This is a genomic window from Luedemannella flava (assembly GCF_039528515.1).
GTDB lineage: Bacteria > Actinomycetota > Actinomycetes > Mycobacteriales > Micromonosporaceae > Luedemannella > Luedemannella flava.
Window position 1 is genome coordinate 15,102 of the sequence record NZ_BAAALT010000023.1, and the last position, 17,384, is coordinate 32,485.

Annotated in this window: 16 protein-coding genes and 1 pseudogene; 6 read left to right on the plus strand and 11 right to left on the minus strand. The window is 71.3% G+C overall.

The features are described 5' to 3' along the window. The first annotated feature begins 62 nt into the window (after positions 1-62). Positions 63-728: a GNAT family N-acetyltransferase gene (locus tag ABD211_RS05455; protein WP_344126847.1), complete on the plus strand. Its 666-nt coding sequence runs from the start codon at positions 63-65 to the stop codon at positions 726-728. 5 nt (positions 729-733) lie between these two features. Here ABD211_RS05455 and ABD211_RS05460 read toward each other — a convergent pair whose 3' ends face one another. From ABD211_RS05460 to murJ, 7 genes are all read right to left on the minus strand, one after another. Continuing rightward, positions 734-1,909, minus strand: a complete 1,176-nt coding sequence (locus tag ABD211_RS05460) for an N-acetylmuramoyl-L-alanine amidase (protein ID WP_344126850.1) — start codon at positions 1,907-1,909, stop codon at positions 734-736. A 171-nt stretch (positions 1,910-2,080) separates the two neighbouring features. Further along, positions 2,081-2,407, minus strand: coding sequence for a thioredoxin (gene trxA, locus ABD211_RS05465; RefSeq protein ID WP_344126852.1), 327 nt, complete (start codon positions 2,405-2,407; stop codon positions 2,081-2,083). Between the two features lie 98 nt (positions 2,408-2,505). Next, positions 2,506-3,435: a thioredoxin-disulfide reductase gene (trxB, locus tag ABD211_RS05470; RefSeq protein WP_344126854.1), complete on the minus strand. Its 930-nt coding sequence runs from the start codon at positions 3,433-3,435 to the stop codon at positions 2,506-2,508. A gap of 153 nt (positions 3,436-3,588) precedes the next feature. Next, entirely contained in the window at positions 3,589-4,506 is a 918-nt protein-coding gene (locus ABD211_RS05475) for a hypothetical protein (RefSeq protein WP_344126856.1), read from the minus strand. Then, on the minus strand, positions 4,496-5,143 hold the full coding sequence (gene sigM, locus ABD211_RS05480) for an RNA polymerase sigma factor SigM (RefSeq protein ID WP_425560353.1): 648 nt from the start codon (positions 5,141-5,143) through the stop codon (positions 4,496-4,498). The genes ABD211_RS05475 and sigM overlap by 11 nt, the downstream gene beginning before the upstream one ends. Positions 5,144-5,203: 60 nt before the next feature. After that, positions 5,204-6,715 (minus strand): protein kinase family protein, encoded by a 1,512-nt coding sequence (locus ABD211_RS05485; protein ID WP_344126861.1) that lies wholly within the window; start codon positions 6,713-6,715, stop codon positions 5,204-5,206. Positions 6,716-7,267: 552 nt separating this feature from the next. After that, the gene (gene murJ / locus ABD211_RS05490) at positions 7,268-8,959 is read right to left on the minus strand and encodes a murein biosynthesis integral membrane protein MurJ (protein WP_425560354.1); all 1,692 of its coding nucleotides are present in this window, start codon (positions 8,957-8,959) and stop codon (positions 7,268-7,270) included. A gap of 374 nt (positions 8,960-9,333) precedes the next feature. Between murJ and ABD211_RS05495 the strand changes: the two genes are divergently transcribed. Beyond that, positions 9,334-10,776 carry a CCA tRNA nucleotidyltransferase gene (locus ABD211_RS05495; RefSeq protein ID WP_344126865.1) on the plus strand — a complete coding sequence of 481 codons (1,443 nt, stop codon included), beginning with the start codon at positions 9,334-9,336 and terminating at the stop codon, positions 10,774-10,776. Here the strand turns inward: ABD211_RS05495 and ABD211_RS05500 are convergent. Continuing rightward, positions 10,773-12,122 carry an MFS transporter gene (locus tag ABD211_RS05500; protein ID WP_344126867.1) on the minus strand — a complete coding sequence of 450 codons (1,350 nt, stop codon included), beginning with the start codon at positions 12,120-12,122 and terminating at the stop codon, positions 10,773-10,775. The genes ABD211_RS05495 and ABD211_RS05500 overlap by 4 nt on opposite strands. A gap of 86 nt (positions 12,123-12,208) precedes the next feature. Between ABD211_RS05500 and ABD211_RS05505 the strand changes: the two genes are divergently transcribed. After that, positions 12,209-12,703: a methylated-DNA--[protein]-cysteine S-methyltransferase gene (locus ABD211_RS05505; protein ID WP_344126869.1), complete on the plus strand. Its 495-nt coding sequence runs from the start codon at positions 12,209-12,211 to the stop codon at positions 12,701-12,703. Here ABD211_RS05505 and ABD211_RS05510 read toward each other — a convergent pair. Then, positions 12,681-13,529 (minus strand): helix-turn-helix transcriptional regulator, encoded by an 849-nt coding sequence (locus ABD211_RS05510; RefSeq protein ID WP_344126871.1) that lies wholly within the window; start codon positions 13,527-13,529, stop codon positions 12,681-12,683. The two genes, ABD211_RS05505 and ABD211_RS05510, sit on opposite strands and share 23 nt — an antisense overlap. 103 nt (positions 13,530-13,632) lie before the next feature. Here ABD211_RS05510 and ABD211_RS05515 point away from each other — a divergent pair, with 103 nt between their 5' ends. Continuing rightward, positions 13,633-14,385 (plus strand): SDR family oxidoreductase, encoded by a 753-nt coding sequence (locus ABD211_RS05515; protein ID WP_344126872.1) that lies wholly within the window; start codon positions 13,633-13,635, stop codon positions 14,383-14,385. Between the two features lie 9 nt (positions 14,386-14,394). Here the strand turns inward: ABD211_RS05515 and ABD211_RS05520 are convergent, their stop codons facing one another. Then, positions 14,395-15,513, minus strand: coding sequence for an inositol-3-phosphate synthase (locus ABD211_RS05520; protein WP_344126889.1), 1,119 nt, complete (start codon positions 15,511-15,513; stop codon positions 14,395-14,397). 20 nt (positions 15,514-15,533) lie between these two features. After that, positions 15,534-16,163, minus strand: a complete 630-nt coding sequence (locus ABD211_RS05525) for a PadR family transcriptional regulator (RefSeq protein WP_344126874.1) — start codon at positions 16,161-16,163, stop codon at positions 15,534-15,536. 176 nt (positions 16,164-16,339) lie between these two features. Between ABD211_RS05525 and ABD211_RS05530 the strand changes: the two genes are divergently transcribed. Next, complete coding sequence (locus ABD211_RS05530; RefSeq protein WP_344126876.1) at positions 16,340-16,741, plus strand: DUF5318 domain-containing protein; 402 nt, start codon at positions 16,340-16,342, stop codon at positions 16,739-16,741. Positions 16,742-17,159: 418 nt separating this feature from the next. Beyond that, positions 17,160-17,384, plus strand: a pseudogene (locus ABD211_RS05535) (hypothetical protein); the annotation flags it as partial.

The window sequence follows — 17,384 nt, forward strand, 5'->3', positions numbered from 1 at the left end:
TCGCAGGGGTTGGTGAGGAGGCGGCGCATGCGCTCTGGCTGTGTTCGGCGAGAGGTGTGTTGATGTCGCGTAGGCTCGTTAACCTCACTCTGGACACGCTCGAGGATCTGCCTCGCCGGTGCCGCCAATGTGTCTACTGGGAGCTCGACCCCGTCGCGGCCGAGCGGGCGTGCGCGACCGGCGACCCGGGCCTGGAGAAGGAAGCGTGGGTCTCGCAGACCCTGCTCGAGTGGGGCTCCTGCGGCAAGCTCATCTACGCCGACGGCATGCCGGCCGGCTTCGCCCTCTACGCGCCGCCGGCGTACGTGCCGCGGTCGATGGCGTTCCCGACGAGCCCGATCTCGCAGGACGCCGTGCTGCTGATGACGGCGCACGTGGTGCCGCCGTTCGGCGGGGGCGGGCTGGGTCGCATGCTCATCCAGGGCGTGGCGCGCGACATCACCAAGCGCGGCATCAAGGCGATCGAGGCGTTCGGCGACGCGAAGTACGGCGACGAGATGGATGAGATGTCGGGCTGCCTCGCGCCGGTCGACTTCTTCACCGCCGTCGGCTTCAAGACGGTGCGACCGCACCCGCGTTTCCCGCGGGTTCGGCTCGAGCTCCGCACGGCGCTGTCCTGGAAGTCCGACGTGGAGTACGCGCTGGAGAAGCTGCTCAACTCCATGAACCCGGACGCGATCCTCCGTCCGGCCACGAGCTCGATGCTCGCGGGGAGCCCCAAGGAGTAGCGGGCCTAGGCGATCGCCTGACCGACCCGTGCCCGCAGGTCGCTCACGTCGATCGACCCGGTCGGCACGTCCGCCTCGATCGGGATGTACATGCGCTGGACGGCCGCCACGATCGCCTCGACGACACGGTCGCGGAACAGCGGGTCGACCAGGCGCTCGCGGTCGGCCGGCGACGTGAGGTAGCCGGGCTCCACGCGCACCGCCGGCATGCGGGTGACGCGGAGCAGGTCCCAGGACTTGGCGTGGATGTGGCAGTCCCGCAGCCCGGTCCGGCTGACGATCTCACGTTGCACCAGCCCGGCGAAGCGCTCGCCCAATGTGGAGGAGACGCCGCCGTCGCCGTAGTGGCCGTAGTAGTAGGCCGCCACCCCGCTGGCCGTCGCGTTCGGGTGGCCGTCCAGGTGCAGCGAGATGAGCAGGTCGGCGCCGAGCTCGTTGGCGAGGGCCGCGCGGTCGAGGTCCGGGAACGGTTCGCGCGGGCTCGGGCCGCGGGTGAGGTGCACCCGCATGCCGGCTGCGGCGAGCCGGCCCTCCAGCCGGGCCGCGATGTCGTAGGCGATGTCGGCCTCGGTCCAGCGGAGCGCACCGTCGACGACCGCTACGCCGGCGTCGCCGCCGCCGTGCCCGGGGTCGATAACGATCCGCTTGTCGACGAGCGCCGGCCCGGCAGCCCGGAAGCGCTCCGTCTCCCGCAGCAGCATCGGGCGGCCGCCGGTCACCTTGCGGCCCAGCCGGCGTAGTGCGTTCATGGTCTGCGGCCCGCAGGCGCCGTCGGGCACCAGGCCGACCTCGCGCTGGAACCGGGCGAGCGCCGCGGATGTGCCAGGGCCGAAGATCCCGTCTGCGCGACCCAGGTCGTACCCGAGCTCCAGGAGTCGCTCCTGCAGTTGTCGGACGTCGTCGCCGAACATCGGCTCGGGGCGCGAGTACGACAGGACGCGGGAGCCGAGCTGCCACCGCGCCGCGTCGAGCGCCCGCCAGGTCTCCTCGTTCACCTCACCGTCGGCGGTCAGGCCCCGGCTCTGCTGGAACGCCCGCACCGCCCGCTCGACGGCCTCGTCGAACACGGCGTCCTCGAAGGCCGCCCCAGCGACGGCGGGCGGGAGGAGCCCCTGCCCAGCCAGGATCGCCTGGATCTCCACGACAGCCGCCCCCCGGTCGGCGCGCCGGATCACTCGCATAGGACTCTCTCCCTTGGCAGGGCTATCCGCCCAAAGCCGGCCCATGAGGTGTCGTGAGCACCAAATGCCCCGGAGCGTACCGCGACGGTAGGCCGCGCGGATGATGCGTACTCAGAAAAAAGCAGAGCGCCCCACGCGGGGCGTGGGGCGCTCTGGGTAGGTCTCGCGCGATCAGATCGCGGATTCGATGAGCCGGACGAGGTCGCCCTTGGGGCGGGCACCGGTGACAGACTGGACCGGCTGGCCGCCCTTGAAGATCGTGAGGGTCGGCACCGACATGACACGGTAGGCCATGGCGGTCTCGGGGTTCTCGTCGATGTTGAGGTTCACGATCTCGACCTTGTCGCCCATCTCCGCGGCGATCTCGGCGAGAACCGGAGCGACCTTGCGGCACGGCGCGCACCACTCGGCCCAGAAGTCGACCAGGACGGGCTTGTCCGACTGCAGCACGTCCGAGATGAACGTGGCGTCGGTGACAGCCTTCGTGGCGGAGCCCATATCGTTTCCCCTCTGTCTGAAGTCCAGTTCCACAAAAGTTCAGTCGGCGATGGAGGCTGTGCTGATGAAGCGGCTTCCGCCTTCGCGGAAACCACTGCTCAGCCTGCAGCCGCGATGTAGCGCTCCGCGTCGAGTGCGGCCGCGCAACCGGTGCCGGCGGCGGTGATGGCCTGGCGGTAGGTGTGGTCGACGAGGTCGCCGGCCGCAAAGACACCGGTCAGGCTCGTCCGCGTGCTGGGGGCATCAACCACGACATATCCGGATTCGTCCAGGTCGACCTGGCCCCGGAACAGCTCGCTGCGCGGGTCGTGGCCGATCGCCACGAAGACACCGGTCACGTCGAGGGTGCGGGTCTCGCCGGTGACAGCGTCGCGCAGCCGCACGCCGGCCACCGCGCCGTCCTCGCCGAGGATCTCCTCGATGAGGCTGTTCCAGGCGACCTTGATCTTCGGATTGGCGAGCGCGCGCTCAGCCATGATCTTGCTGGCCCGGAACTCGTCGCGCCGGTGGATGATCGTCACAGTCTCCGCGAACCGGGTGAGGAACGTCGCCTCCTCCATCGCCGAGTCGCCGCCGCCCACCACCGCGATGTGCTGGTTGCGGAAGAAGAAGCCGTCGCAGGTCGCGCACGAGGACACGCCGTGGCCGAGGAGCTCCTGCTCGCCGGGCACGCCCAGCGGCCGCCACGCCGAGCCGGTCGCGAGGATCACCGCGCGGGCCCGGTACGCCGTCTCGCCGACCCAGACCGTCTTGACGTCGCCGGCCAGCTCGACCCGTGTGGCGTCGTCGGTGAGCAGCTCGGCGCCGAAACGCTCGGCCTGCTTGCGCATGTTGTCCATCAGGTCGGGACCCATGACGGCGTCGGGGAAGCCCGGGAAGTTCTCGACCTCGGTGGTCGTCATCAGCGCGCCACCGGACTGCACGCCCTCGATGACCAGCGGCTTGAGGTTGGCGCGCGCGGCGTAGACCGCAGCGGTGTAACCGGCCGGGCCGGACCCCACGATGATCAGATTGCGGACGTCATCCACCGCTGCTCCTCCATTTCGCCGTGGGCATCACGTTGCCACACGCGCCGTCGATTAGACACCGTTCGGCACTCGGCGCAACGCCATGGTACGGACCGCAGATTCCCCGACGCGGCGCGCATCACGCCCCCGGCGCGCCGCCGTGTCACCGCCAGGTCAGGGCAGGTCGCGGCGTGCCCGCAGGTCAGGGCTGCCCGGTCCGCAGTCCCCGCCGACCGCGGCGACGGTCTTTCCGGCGGGCCGTGTGATGACCACCACCAGGGCCGGCGTCCCGTCGTACGACGCGAACTCCGCCCGGGTCGGCGTGCCGCCCGTGGCGACGCCCACCGCCTCCAGGCACGCGCGCAACGTCTCCGGCCTGGCGAGGTCTCTCAACGCGCGCGGCACCCGGGCCCGGGCGGTCGACTTCGCCGTGCTCGAGTTGCCGTCGGTCAGGGTGACGCCCGCCGCGGCGAGCGGCAGCGACGTCCACGTGTAGTCCGTGTCGCTATCAGTGATCGGCACCGTGGCCAGCTGGCCGGCGCTGAGCGCCTGGGCCGAGGCGGGCGCGGTCGCGCCCGGGCCGTCGCTAACCGACTTGTCGCTGTTCGCGGCCTCCGGCGCGCCGTTGTCCGCACCTGCCCCTGTCCCCATCGCCGGCGCGTCCGCCGCCGAGCCGAACTCGCGGACAGGCAGGCCGCCGTTGACGACACTCCCACCGACGACGGCCACGACCGCGGCGGCGACAGCCCCGACCGCCACGAGGCCCGCGCGCCGCTGCCGGCGCCGTCGTGCCTCGGCCAACGAAATCACGGGAGTACGCGCTGCCGCGTCGGAGCCGGCGTCGCCCGCGGCGGCCTCGCCCGCGAACGCCGCGTCGAGTCGCGCCACGATGTCGGCTGGCATGACGTCCTCGCCGGGCGCGTCGCGCAGCTGGGTGGCGACGACAACGTCGGCCGTGACGAGCTGCCCGTACACCGCGGCCCAGTGCGGGTCGGTGGCAACGCGGGCGGCAACCGACGCGGCCTCGGCCGGGTCGAGCAGGCCGGCCGCGTAGTCGGCCAGACGATCCAGGTCGTCCTCGTCAAAGGTCATGGGTCACCCCCTCCGCGTCGTCGTTACCCTGTTCTGATCCGACGGCCGCGGTGGCTCCCCGGTTCCCCACCCGGCCGGACCCGCGTGGCGCGGGCGGCGGGGCGCCGCTGCCGGCGCGGGTGTCGAGGCGCAGATGCCCCAGCGCCACGGCGAGCCGGGCCCGGCCCCGCGCGCAGCGGCTCTTCACGGTGCCCTCGGCGATGCCGAGCATCGCGGCCACGTCCGCGACCGGGAAGCCCTCCATGTCGACCAGGACCAGGACCATCCGTTGCTCCTCGGGGAGCCCGCGCAGCGCCTCGCGCACGGTGATCTCGGTCGCCACGTCCGGCATGGTGGTGGCCCGCCCGACGAGGGCGGGCGAGTCCGGCTCGGGCAGCGGCACGGTGGGCCGGACCTGCCGGCGACGCAGCCGGTCGAGGCAGGAGTTGACCACGATGCGGTGCAGCCAGGTGGTGACGGCGGAGTCGCCCCGGAACCGCTCGGCACCCCGGTACGCCGCGAGGAGGGCGTCCTGGACGGCGTCGGCGGCCTCCTCGCGGTCGGCGAGGGTGCGCATGGCCACCGCCCACAGGCGGTCGCGGTGGCGGCGGACCAGCTCCTCGAAGGCCGACCGGTCCCCGGACACGTGCGCGCGCATGAGCGCGTCGTCGGTGCGGAGGTCGGTCACGGAGTGCACCCTATCGGGGCGCGGCCAGGATCACTCGCCCGTGACAGTGATCTCCTTGATCGCCACCTGGAACTTGCCGCTGCCGTCCGACGGCATCTTGGCGATCCAGACGACCAGGACCTGCGCCTCCTGGTCGACCGGGAACACCACCCGCGAACCGGCGATGTCCTCCTGGATCTGACCGACGGACTTGAACGGCGAGCCCTGCCTGTCGAACTTGGCGATGATGGCGTCGCCGTCGGCGGTGTTGCCCGGGTCGGACGGGCCGGCGAGCAGCGCCGCGGTGGCCCCACCGGCGTTGAGGATGACCTCGATGTCGCGGACCTTCGTGGACTGCGGCAGCCGGATCAGGATGCCCATGCCGGGCTTGAGCCCGCCGAAGTTGGCGCGCGTGTAGTGCTGCGTCTCCCACCCGGTGGACTTGTCACCGTCGATGGCGCGCTCAACGCCCTGGAGCTCGGTGCGGTCGCCCTTGGGGTCGACGACGCGGATCATGTCCGACCGCAGCTCGATCGGGTGACCCGTGGGCTCGCCGGCGGCCGGACCGGTGGTCGGCGTCACCGTCGTCTGGGTGCCGGTTTCACCGGACGAGCCGAACAGCCGGTTGCCGACGAACACGCCCGCGGCCGCGATGAGCACGAGCACCGTCACACCGAGCAGCAACTTGCTGCCGGAGCGGCGGCGCGGCTCGGGGCCGGCGTCGAAGCCGATCGGCCCGCCGTCGTCGTAGTTGTCGGGGCCCTGGCTCACCAGCCGGGCGAGGTCCGCGGCGAGCGCGCCCGCCGGCGGGGCCGGGAGGTCGGGGTCGAGCAGCTCGGCGGCCGTGACGTCGAGCTGGCGGGGAACGCCGGCGCGCACCTGGCGCAGCGGCACCGGGCGGCCGGCGCTGTCGCGCACCGCGTCGGGCAGCGTGCCCGCGCCCTCGCGCAGGGGCCAGTGACCGGTGAGGCAGAAGTAGAGGATCGCGCCCACGCAGCGCACGTCGTGGTCGGCCGTGGCCGAGGCGTCGGCGCGGGTGTCTGCGAGGACCACCCGGCCGTCGTCGGCGACGAGCACCGTGCCCGGGTGGATGTTGCCGTGGACGATGCCGGCCGCGTGCAGGGCCGCGACGGCCTCGGCGACCGCGTGGGCGACCATCGCGGCGTGCTCGGGGCCGAGGATGGAGTCGGCGACGATGTCGCGCAGCGCGACGCCCGGCACCCACTCGCGCACGACATAGGCACGGTCGCCCTCGTCGACGGCGTCATAGACGCCCGCCAGGTGCGGGTGGACCACGCGGCTCACGGCGACCGCGGCGGTGAGCATGCCGGCCGCGGCGTCGCCGCCCGGCGTGCGGACGACCAGCGCGACCTGCCGGCGGAGCACGACGTCGACGCCGCGCCAGATCTGGCGACCGGCGGCGTCCGTGTTGATCTGCTCGTCCAACCGGTAGCGCCCGGCGAGCAGTTGGGGGTCCTCGCCGGTAGGGGTGGTCATCAGGCCGGGAGCGCCCTGGGTTGCCCCGGGCGTGGCCTCCTGCCCCCCGCCGACGTGGGTGGTCACCCAACCTCCTCCGGTTGCGTCCGGCGATGCCGGCGTCTGGGCGAAGATAGCTCAGAAACGTCGCTCGCGCTCGGATGGGCGACATCGCGTCAGCGCTTCGTGACGCAGGTCCCCACCCATGACGACCCTACCGGGCCGTGTCACGTCGGAAGCTAACGATTCGGGTCGGACGATTCGACACAGAGCGCCACCCGATCGGACGCCCCAGCCATACGTTAGGCGGGAAATCCGGGCAAAAGCAAATTTTCGGAGTAGGGCGGCCGATCGTCACCCCACTTGTCCACACCCCCTGTGCGCACACCCTGTGGACACCTGGAGGCCGCGTTGTCGCTGCTCGAGAGTGTGCGAGCAGCTTGTTCACAGCGGTTGTCCACAACCGGTGCCCAGGTAATCCACACCCAATCCACCGCAATCCACCACGAGTCCACACCCTTGTCCACAGCCCGCCGAGCACACGGCGGCGCTCGTCGTGGCGGAGGGGATCGCTTAATGGCGCCACAGGTCGGAAATTTAGGCCCGCATTCGAGGGCTATGGCGCCATAACTGGACGGGCTAGCGGCCGATCTTGGCGCGGACCGTGGCCGCGACCTCGCGGACCTCGGCGACGCGGAGGACGAAGGCCGCCGCGACGTAGATCGCGATGAGCACGCCGCCGCAGACGATCAGCTGGACGAGGCTGGCGCCCCAGCTCGATCCCATCTGCCCGATCAGCAGCCAGGCCAGCAGCGCCGTCGGGACGCCGGCGATCACGGCGGCGACCGTCTGCTTGGCCAGCGCCGTGAGGTCGCGGGTCAGCCCGAGCCGACCGACGCGCTTGCGGAGCAGCCAGTACCCGATGAAGACCGAGAGTACGAAGGAGACCGCGTTGCCGAGCATGAGGCCCGCGGCCACCCACTTCGCCGGCAGCACGAGGTAGAGCGTGATGTCGACGAGGATGCGCAGGACCACCACCGGCACGTTGATCAGCGCGGGCGTGCGGGTATCGGGCATCGCGTAGAACGCGAAGATCTGCAGCTGGGCGATGGAGAACGGGACCAGGCCCAGAGCTGCCACGGCGATCACCCAGCCGGTGGCGATGGCGTCCTCGGGCTTGTACGCACCGAACTGGAAGAGGACGACCGCGAGCGGCCGGCCGAGCACCAGGTAGAGCGCGGTGATCGGGATGAGCACGGCGGCCGACAGGCGGGTGCCGAGCGACAGCTGGTTCTTGAGGTCGGAGTGCCGCCCCTCGGCCGCGGCGGCCGACATGCGCGGCATGAGCGCTGTGATGATCGAGACCGCGACGATGCCGTGCGCCATCATGAAGATCAGGTACGCGTTGTTGAAGATCATGGGGCCGGGGCCCTCGTCGCCGGCCTTGTTGGCCAGCTTCAGCACGACGAACAGGCCGACCTGGCTGATCACGACGTACGCGAGCATCCAGCCGGAGAGCCGGGCCAGTTCGCGCAGGTGCAGCTGGCCCCAGTCCCAGCGCCACTTCCAGCGGAAACCGACCTTGCGCATGGCCGGCCACAGGCCGACGGCCTGAACCACGATGCCGAGCGTCGTGCCGATGCCCAGCACCAGGATCTCGCTGGTCCGCAGCGTCTCCGGCTGCGGTGGGTTGTCGATCACCGGCAGCAGGATGAACAGGCCGGCCGTGGCGATCACGACGATGTTGTTGAGGATCGGCGTCCACATCGGTGCCGCGAAATGTCCATGGGTGTTCAGCAGCGCCGCGAACAGGGCCGCCATGCCGTAGAAGAAGATCTCCGGCAGCAGCAGATACGACAGCGTCGTGGTGAGCTGCGACGTCGCGGGGGACGTGTCCGAGTCCGTGAAGAACAGCGTGAACAGCGGCGCCATGGCGACCGCGACGAGCGTGGCCGCGCCGAGGAAGACCGTGGCGAGCGTGAACAGACGCTGGGCGTACGCCTCGCCCTTGTCGGTGTCGCGGGTGCGCGCCCGCACCAGCAGCGGCACGACGACGCTCGCGAGCACGCCGCCGAGCAGCAGCTCGTACACCATGTTGGGCAGCGTGTTGGCGATCGTGTACGAGTCGGCGACCAGGCCGGCGCCGATCGCCGCGCCGATCGCGGCGGTGCGCAGCAGGCCGGTGGCCCGACTGACGATCGAGAGGACGGCCATGAGCGCGCTGTTGCGCGCCACCGACCCGCCGAGGTCGCCGGTGTCGTCGGCCGGAACAGTCGGCAGCTCGGCGGACGCGTCGATGTCGACGGGGGAGCCGGCCGGCGCCGCGCCCATCGTCGCGGGCGCCTCGTGGATCGGCGCCACGGCCGGGATCACTGTGGTGGCGTCGGGGTCGACAGGATGCCGGCGGGCGGACCCGTAGGAGTTGCCCGGTCCGTCGTAGGGGACCGGCCCGCCGTATGCCACCGGCCCGGTCTGCGGCATCGGGCCCGCCGGCGGCGTCGGCCCGACCTGGCCGCCGCGCGGCATGATGACCGTTTCGTCGGGGTCGGGCGCGGCGTGGCGGGGGCCGGGGCCGGTCATGCCGTCACCTCGCTGCGCGAGGCGCCGCCATGACTCGCACGGAGCCCGATGATGCCCTCGCTTCGCTCGGTCATGGCAGAGACCCTATCCGGCCGGCGGAAGCGCTCCGATAGGCTGGCGGTCCCATGTCCGATTCATCCAGGCCCAGCGCCACCACGCTCACCGCCGCCCAGCGCCAGGCGGTCACGGAGCTCATGCGCGTCTCCCCGGTCGCCGACGAGATCGGCGAGCGGTTCGCCGCCGCCGGCCACGAGCTGCACCTGGTCGGCGGATCCGTCCGCGACGCGCTGCTCGGCCGCCTCGGCGACGACCTCGACTTCGCCACCAGCGCCCGGCCGGAGCAGACCCAGGAGCTGCTCAAGGGGTGGGCGGAGGCGATCTGGACGACGGGCGCCGAGTTCGGCACGATCGGCGCCGCCCGCCGCGGCCTGCGCCTGGAGATCACGACGTACCGGGCGGAGGCCTACGACCGGGTCAGCCGTAACCCCATCGTGCGGTACGGCACGAATCTCGCCGAGGACCTGCGCCGGCGCGACTTCGCGGTGAACGCGATGGCCGTGAGCGTGCCCGGACACCGCTTCACCGACCCGTACTCCGGATTGAATGATCTTGCGGAACGGAAGCTGAGGACGCCCGGGAAGCCGGAGGAGTCGTTCGCCGACGACCCGCTGCGGATGCTCCGCGCGGCGCGGTTCGCGGCGCAGCTGAACTTCACGCCCGCGCCCGAGGTCGTCGCCGCGATGACGGCCATGGCCCGCGACCTCGAACGGATCACCGCCGAGCGGATCCGCGACGAGTTCATCAAGCTCATGAGCGGGGCGGACCCGATCGTCGGGCTGCGTCTGCTGGTGGACACCGGCCTGGCCGACGTGTTCCTGCCGGAGCTGCCTGGGCTGCGTCTGGCCATCGACGAGCACGCCCAGCACAAGGACGTGTACGAGCACACCCTCACCGTGGTCCGCAACGCGATCCGGTACGAGGACGAGAAGGACTTCACCCTGCGCATGGCCGCGCTCATGCACGACGTCGGCAAGCCGGCCACCAAGGCGGTCGGCGCCGACGGGCGGGTCAGCTTCCACCACCACGAGCTGGTCGGCGCGCGGATGACCCGCGCGCGGATGAAGGCGATGAAGTTCCCCAAGGACATCATCAGTGATGTGACGGAACTCGTCGCGCTGCACCTGCGCTTCTACGGGTACGGCCGCGGCGAGTGGACCGACTCGGCGGTGCGGCGTTATGTGACGGACGCCGGGCCGCTGCTGTCGCGACTGCACAAGCTCACCAGGGCCGACTGCACGACGCGTAACCGGCGCAAGGCCGAACAGCTCTACGCCGACTACGACGCGCTCGAGGAGCGGATCGCGCGCATCGCGGCCGAGGAGGACCTGGCCCGCGTGCGGCCCGACCTGGACGGCAACGCGATCATGGAGCTGCTCGGCCTGCCGCCCGGCCCCCTGGTTGGCAAGGCCTGGAAGCACCTCAAGGAGCTGCGCCTGGAACGCGGCCCCCTCTCCCACGACGAGGCGGTAGCGGAACTCCGAGCCTGGGCTGCGGCGAACGGCCTCTAGCGGCTGGCCGTCAGGACGGGCGGGGCGGCCTGCTGGACCGCCTGGATGTCGTCGCCCGTCAGGCGCGCGGCGCGGCCGCCCGCGTTCGCGTACCAGGAGGCCAGGGCCGCGTAGCCGGCGCCCAGACCGAGCAGCGCGATCACCGAGTGGCCCGTCGCCGGTAGGGTTGCCGCGCCGAGGAAAAGGCCCAGCACGAACGCCAGGTTGTACAACGTGTCGTTCACGCTGAACACCCGGCCGCGGAAGTCGTCGTCCGCCTCGACCTGCAGCGCCGTGTCCACCACGATCTTCGTGGCCTGCGCGACGACCGAGATCAGAAACACGGCGAGTACGAGAAACGGCCGGCGGAACGGCAGCCCCAGCACGGGAAGCGCGATAGCCAGCACGGCGAACATGGCCGCCACGAACCGCCAGCCGCCCACCCGGCGGCTGATCGGCGGGGTGATCAGCGAGGCGGCCAGCGCGCCGGCGGCGCCGGCCACGGCGATCTGTCCCAGTCCGGTCAGCGATGATGAGAACCCGGTGCCGGTGGCGAAGTAGTTGCGGTAGAGCAGCAGGGTGGCCAGGGCGAGGACGCCGTACAGCGCCCGGTGCAGGGCCTGGGCCGTCACGAGCAGCGCGGCGCCGCGGTGCCCGACCAGGTGGCGCACGCCGGCGACCATGCCCCGCGTGGTGCGGCCGATCTCGGCGCCCATGCCGCAGGTGACCCGCTGCGCCTCGTCCGGGCCCAGCGCATCGGCGGTGAAGAACAGCCGGGCCAGCACGGCCGACACCGAGTACAGGAGGATCGCCACGCCCGAGACCAGGGCGTACTCGTGGAAGCCCGTGCCGATCGCGCGCGAGACCGCGGCCGCGCAGCCCAGGCCCAGCGCGTAGCAGACGGTGCCGAGCGTGGTGGACAGCGCGTTCGCCGTGACCAGTCGCGGCGGGTCCACGACGTGCGGCTGGGCGGCCGACAGGCAGGACAGGAAGAACCGGTTGATCGCAATGATCGCCAGGGCGAGCAGCGTGAACGTCACCGCTTCGTGGCCGTGCCAGATCAGCAGGACGGCCGGCACGACCAGCGCGGCCCGGGCGGCGTTCGCGACGACCAGCACGCCGCGGCGGCTCCACCGGTCCAGGAACACCCCGGCGTACGGGCCGACCAGCGAGTACGGCAGGAGGAGGACCGCGAACGCCAGCGCGATCTCCATCGGACCGGCCGCCTTCTGCGGGTTGAACAGGACACTGCCGGCCAGACCAGCCTGAAACCAACCGTCGCCGAGCTGGCTGGTCAGCCGTACGGCGAGCAACCGGCGCATGTCGGGACGGCGCAGGACGGCGCGCAGGTTTCCCGAGGTCGGCATGGCGGGCATCACAGAAGCCTAAGGCCTCCGCCAGGCCCGGCACACAGCCTTGGTGCGAACGGGGCAGGACGGGCAGACTGGGACCTGTGCGTTGGGTCAGCCTGCCGTCGCCCGTCGGCGATCTCGGAGTCGCGGCCGATGAGCAGGGCATTCGGTACGTCCGGTTCGACGGCCCGCCCGAGGACGTGGCGACCGTCGACATCGGGGACGCAGACGGGCCACTGACCGCCGCGCGTGATCAGTTGGCTGAATATTTCGCCGGCGAGCGTACGGATTTCACCCTTCCGCTGTCGGATCGCGGCGGATCGCGCTTCGAACGCGCCGTGTGGGACCAGATCGCCGCCATCGGGTACGGCGACACCAGGACGTACGGTTCGATCGCCGCCGCCGTGGGGCAGCCGGAGGCCGCCCAGGCCGTCGGCATCGCGTGCAACCGCAACCCGCTGCCGCTCGTCGTCCCGTGCCACCGCGTCGTCGGCGCGGGCGGCAAGCTCGTCGGCTTCGGCGGCGGGCTGGACCGCAAGCGCCGCCTGCTCGACCTGGAGGCGCGCGTCCGGCTCAACCGCGGCGAGTTCTGGTGATCTCCGGGAGCCCGGCCAGGCGGCGGAAGGCGGCGTGGCTCGGCGAGCCCGGCTCCGCACAGTAGGTGATGAGCCGCTGGTCGCTGTCGGCGACGTGCAGCACCTGGCACACGTACTCCACCGGGCCGACCACGGGGTGATCCATCCGCTTGCGGATGCCCCGGTTGACGGCCACCTCGTGCTCGGCCCACATGGCGGCGAACCGGGCGGACGTGCCGAGCAGCTCGGTGACCAGCTCCGCGATGCCCCGGTCGCCCGGGTAGCGGGCGTACGCGGCGCGCAGGTCGGCGACGCAGGCGCGGGCGAAGTTGAGCGTGTCGGTATCCCCGGCACGCACGTGCTGCTCCAGACCGGCGAAGACCCAGCGGACCACGTTGCCGTTGCCGGGCGCGTACGCGGCCGGGTCGCCGATGAAGTGCGTGGCCATGGCGTTCCACGCGAGGATGTCGTACTTCGCGTCGAGCACGAACGCGGGCGTGTCCACGAGGTTGTCCAGCAGGTACCGGATCGGGATGGTGACCTCGCGGCTCGGGCCGCCGGGCGGCGGCGGGGACTCGCCGGCCACGCGGAACAGGTAGTCGCGCTCGTCGCGGGTCAGCATGAGCGCGCGGGTCAGGGCGGCGAGCACCTGCCGCGACGGGCGCGGGCCGCGGCCCTGCTCCAGGCGGATGTAGTAGTCCACCGAGACGCCGGCGAGGTGCGCCACCTCCTGCCGGCGCAGGCCCGGCGTGCGCCGGCGGGCCGTGCCGGGCAGGCCGACGTCGGCCGGGGTGAGCCGCTCGCGGCGGGTGCGCAGGAACGTCGCCAGTTCGGTGCGGTTCGCCATGCGGTCAAGGATGCCGCGCGGGCGCCCGCGAAGGGTGGTACCGCCGATCCCAGGCTGCGCCGTTCTCTCCCGCGGTCGCGGCGGGCGCGGCAGGCTGAACCGCATGACGACAACAGCGCTCATCACAGGCGCCAACCGGGGGATCGGCTTCGAGACGGCGCGACTGCTCGGCGCGCGCGGCATGACCGTACTCATGGGATCGCGCGACGCGGAGGCCGGCGAGAAGGCGGCGGCCGCGGTGCGGGCCGACGGCGTCGACGCGCGCGCCGTGCCGCTCGACGTGACGGACCAGTCCACTATCGACGCCGCCGCGGCGCTGATCGCTGAGGAGTTCGGGCGGCTTGACGTGCTGGTGAACAACGCCGGCATCATCGGCATGGACGGCGATGGACGCCCGAGCCTGACGACGCTGGCCACGATGCGACGGGTCTACGAGACGAACGTCTTCGGGGTGGTCGCGCTGACCAACGCGCTGCTGCCGCTGCTGCGCCGGGCGCCGGCGGCGCGGATCGTCAACGTGTCCAGCGAGCTGGGCTCCATCGCCGTGGTGACCGACCCGGCCGGCCCGCTGCATTTCCTGACCTCGCTGGCGTACCCGTCCTCGAAGACGGCCCTCAACATGATCACCGCGATGTACGCCAAGGAGCTGGCCGACACGAACATCAAGGTGAACGCGGCGAACCCCGGCTACTGCGCCACGGACCTCAACGGTCACAGCGGCTTCCGCACGGCCGAGCAGGGCGCCCGGGTGAGCGTGCACCTCGCGACGCTGCCCGAGGACGGGCCGTCGGGGATCCTCTGGGGTTCACTGTGGGCGGTCGGTGACCCGGACGCGGACGGCCGCCTGGACTGGTGACCCGGGCCGCTAATACGACGAGGCCGACAGGATCGGGCCGCCGATGCCGCGGTCCTTGGCGATCNCCTTGATGAAGGACTCGACCGACGCGTGCGCGTCGTGGTCGTTGTACTGGACCGGGGGCGACTTCATGAAGTACGACGAGGCCGACAGGATCGGGCCGCCGATGCCGCGGTCCTTGGCGATCTTCGCGGCCCGCAGCGCGTCGATGATGACGCCCGCCGAGTTCGGCGAGTCCCACACCTCGAGCTTGAGCTCGGCGTTCAGGGGGGTGTCGCCGAACGAGCGGCCTTCGAGGCGGATGTAGGCCCACTTGCGGTCGTCGAGCCACGGCACGTGGTCGGACGGGCCGATGTGGACATCCGACTTCGACATCTCGTGCGGGATCTGGCTCGTCACCGACTGGGTCTTCGAGATCTTCTTCGAGACCAGGCGGTTGCGCTCCAGCATGTTCATGAAGTCCATGTTGCCGCCGAAGTTGAGCTGGTAGGTCCGCAGCAGCTCGACGCCGCGGTCCTCGAACAGCTTCGCCAGGGCGCGGTGCACGATCGTGGCGCCGACCTGCGACTTGATGTCGTCGCCGACGATCGGGATGCCCGCGTCGGTGAACTTCTGCGCCCACACCGGGTCGGAGGCGATGAAGACGGGCAGCGCGTTGACGAACGCGGCGCCGGCGTCGATCGCGGCCTGGGCGTAGAACTTGGCGGCCTGCTCGGAGCCGACCGGCAGGTAGCAGACGACCACGTCGACCTGCGCGTCGCGCAGGGCCTGGGCCACGTCGACCGGCTGGTCGTCCGATTCCTCGATGATCTCGCGGTAGTACTGGCCGAGACCGTCGAAGGTCGGGCCGCGCTGGACGGTCACGCCCGTGGGCGGCACGTCGGCGAACTTGATGGTGTTGTTCTCGCTCGCGCCGATGGCGGCGGCCAGGTCCTGGCCCACCTTCTTGGCGTCCACGTCGAACGCCGCGACGAACTGCACGTCGCCGACGTGGTAGTCGCCGAACTTAACGTGCATCAGGCCCGGGACACGGTCCTGCGGATCGGCGTTGCGGTAGTACTCCACCCCCTGCACCAGGGATGAGGCGCAGTTGCCCACGCCCACAATGGCGACGCGTACGGAGCCCATCGCGGTTGCCTCCTTCATCCTCACGACCGCTCCGGGGTGTCCGAACGCGGCTTCATATCTGTAGTGCCCACTTGGGGGGCGGGCCCGGGGGTGCGGCCGGAGCGTTCGCTCGCGATGAGCTCCTCCAGCCAACGCACCTCGCGCTCGGCGGCGTCCAGGCCGTGCCGTTGCAGCTCCAACGTGTAGGCGTCGAGTCGCTCGGCGGCGCGGTTGAGCACGTCGCGCAGCCCTTCGCGGCGCTCCTCGACCTTGCGTCGGCGGCCCTCCAGGATGCGCAGTCTGGTGGCCGGGTCGGTCCGGGCGAAGAACGCGAAGTGCACGCCGAAGCCCTGGTCCTCGAACGTCTCCGGACCAGCCTGGGCGAGCAGCTCCTGGAACCGTTCCTTCCCCTCGGCTGTGATCTTGTAGACCACGCGGCCACGTCGGCTCGTCATGGGCGGCACCTCGGTGCCGGCCGGTGCGGCCGACTCGTCCTCCGCGTCGCCCTCGGCGATCCACCCGACGGCCTGCAGCTTGCGCAGCGTCGGGTAGAGGGAGCCGTAGCTGATCGCCGCCCGCAGTGTGCCGATCTTCACCGCCAGTTGCTTGCGGAGCTCGTACCCGTGCATGGGCGACTCGTGCAGGATGCCCAGAATGGCCAGATCGAGCACGGGTCACCTCCTCGCTGTACAAGCTGCCATTACCCGGAGGATACCTTGCCGATGTATCGCGCCGATACATCGACACTAAGGTCGTCGGGGCAACTTGCGCAATGGGCAACGCGGTGCGTCCGGTCACCGTCGTTCACCGGTGGTCGGGCACCGGAGGGCCGCGTACGCTCGTCCGCATGCGGTCGCAGCGTCAGGTGGTCGACTACTCGCTCCAGCGCAGGGCGCTGCTGCGCGAGGTCTACTCCGGCCGCGCCGGCACCTACGAGGTCTGTGACGCCTCTCCGTATCTCCTCAGTGCCGCCCGCTTCCACGGCGAGGCGACCGAGGAGCGCTGCCCCATCTGCCGGCGCGAGAACCTCACCCACGTCCACTACATCTACGGCGACGAACTGCGCCAGTCGGCCGGGCAGGCCCGCGCGCGGATGGAGCTGTCCGTGCTGGCCCACTCGCTGCGCGAGTTCCAGGTGTACGTCGTGGAGGTGTGCCGCGGCTGCGGCTGGAACCACCTCGTCGAACAGTTCGTGCTCGGCCGCGACACGATGAATAACCCTGCGGAACTGGGTACTGAATCGATGTAACGCGATCGCTCATCGACTTAACGAGCGGTCACGAGACGTGTTTTCCCAGTTGCGGGCGGTGTTGTCGGATGTCCGCAGGTCGCCTCGTGCCTTAGTAGCTTGTACTCTCAGGCCATGTGTGTGCGGTGGGCGCGGTGACCATGGGTGATAGGTCCGTGCTACGCGCACCGATACAGGAGGGCATGCGGTGATCAATGAACCGCTGCGGGTCGGGTCCGGGAAGGGCCGCCGGTCAGTGGTGTTGGTCACAGCGAGGCCGATATTTCAAGCTAAGTCCGGCAACATGCACCGCGTCCGCCTTCCGGGCAGTGATGCCCCCCAGGCCGGCACAGCTTCAGGCCAGCGTCCGACGACGCGTACCTCACCGCAACCGGGCCGCGGAGATTCCGCAGGGCCTCGAAACGGCAGGGTGTGACACATGAATCCGTACGACGACGAGCCGAGCCCTGCGCGCGGGTGGCCGGCGGGGCGACCCGACGACGAGCCGGACGCGAACGGGCCTGTGGGCCGCGCCCGGCCGGTCTCCCCGACCGGCTCCGGCCGCGCCGCGGTCGGCAGTGCGTCCGTGGGCGGCCCCCCGCCCAGCGGCCCGCCACCCCACGGTCCCGCGTCGGGCAGCGCCTCTGTCGGTGGCCCGCGCGGT

Bases quoted from the DNA above. Each gene is read 5' to 3' on its own strand.
- ABD211_RS05495 (WP_344126865.1), top strand. From the start codon at position 9,334: ATGTCCGATTCATCCAGGCCCAGCGCCACCACGCTCACCGCCGCCCAG.
- ABD211_RS05475 (WP_344126856.1), bottom strand. From the start codon at position 4,506: ATGACCTTTGACGAGGACGACCTGGATCGTCTGGCCGACTACGCGGCC.
- ABD211_RS05460 (WP_344126850.1), bottom strand. From the start codon at position 1,909: ATGCGAGTGATCCGGCGCGCCGACCGGGGGGCGGCTGTCGTGGAGATC.
- ABD211_RS05515 (WP_344126872.1), top strand. From the start codon at position 13,633: ATGACGACAACAGCGCTCATCACAGGCGCCAACCGGGGGATCGGCTTC.
- ABD211_RS05455 (WP_344126847.1), top strand. From the start codon at position 63: ATGTCGCGTAGGCTCGTTAACCTCACTCTGGACACGCTCGAGGATCTG.
- ABD211_RS05510 (WP_344126871.1), bottom strand. From the start codon at position 13,529: ATGGCGAACCGCACCGAACTGGCGACGTTCCTGCGCACCCGCCGCGAG.
- sigM (WP_425560353.1), bottom strand. From the start codon at position 5,143: ATGCGCGCGCACGTGTCCGGGGACCGGTCGGCCTTCGAGGAGCTGGTC.
- trxA (WP_344126852.1), bottom strand. From the start codon at position 2,407: ATGGGCTCCGCCACGAAGGCTGTCACCGACGCCACGTTCATCTCGGAC.
- murJ (WP_425560354.1), bottom strand. From the start codon at position 8,959: ATGGGCGCGGCGCCGGCCGGCTCCCCCGTCGACATCGACGCGTCCGCC.
- ABD211_RS05530 (WP_344126876.1), top strand. From the start codon at position 16,340: ATGCGGTCGCAGCGTCAGGTGGTCGACTACTCGCTCCAGCGCAGGGCG.
- ABD211_RS05500 (WP_344126867.1), bottom strand. From the start codon at position 12,122: ATGCCGACCTCGGGAAACCTGCGCGCCGTCCTGCGCCGTCCCGACATG.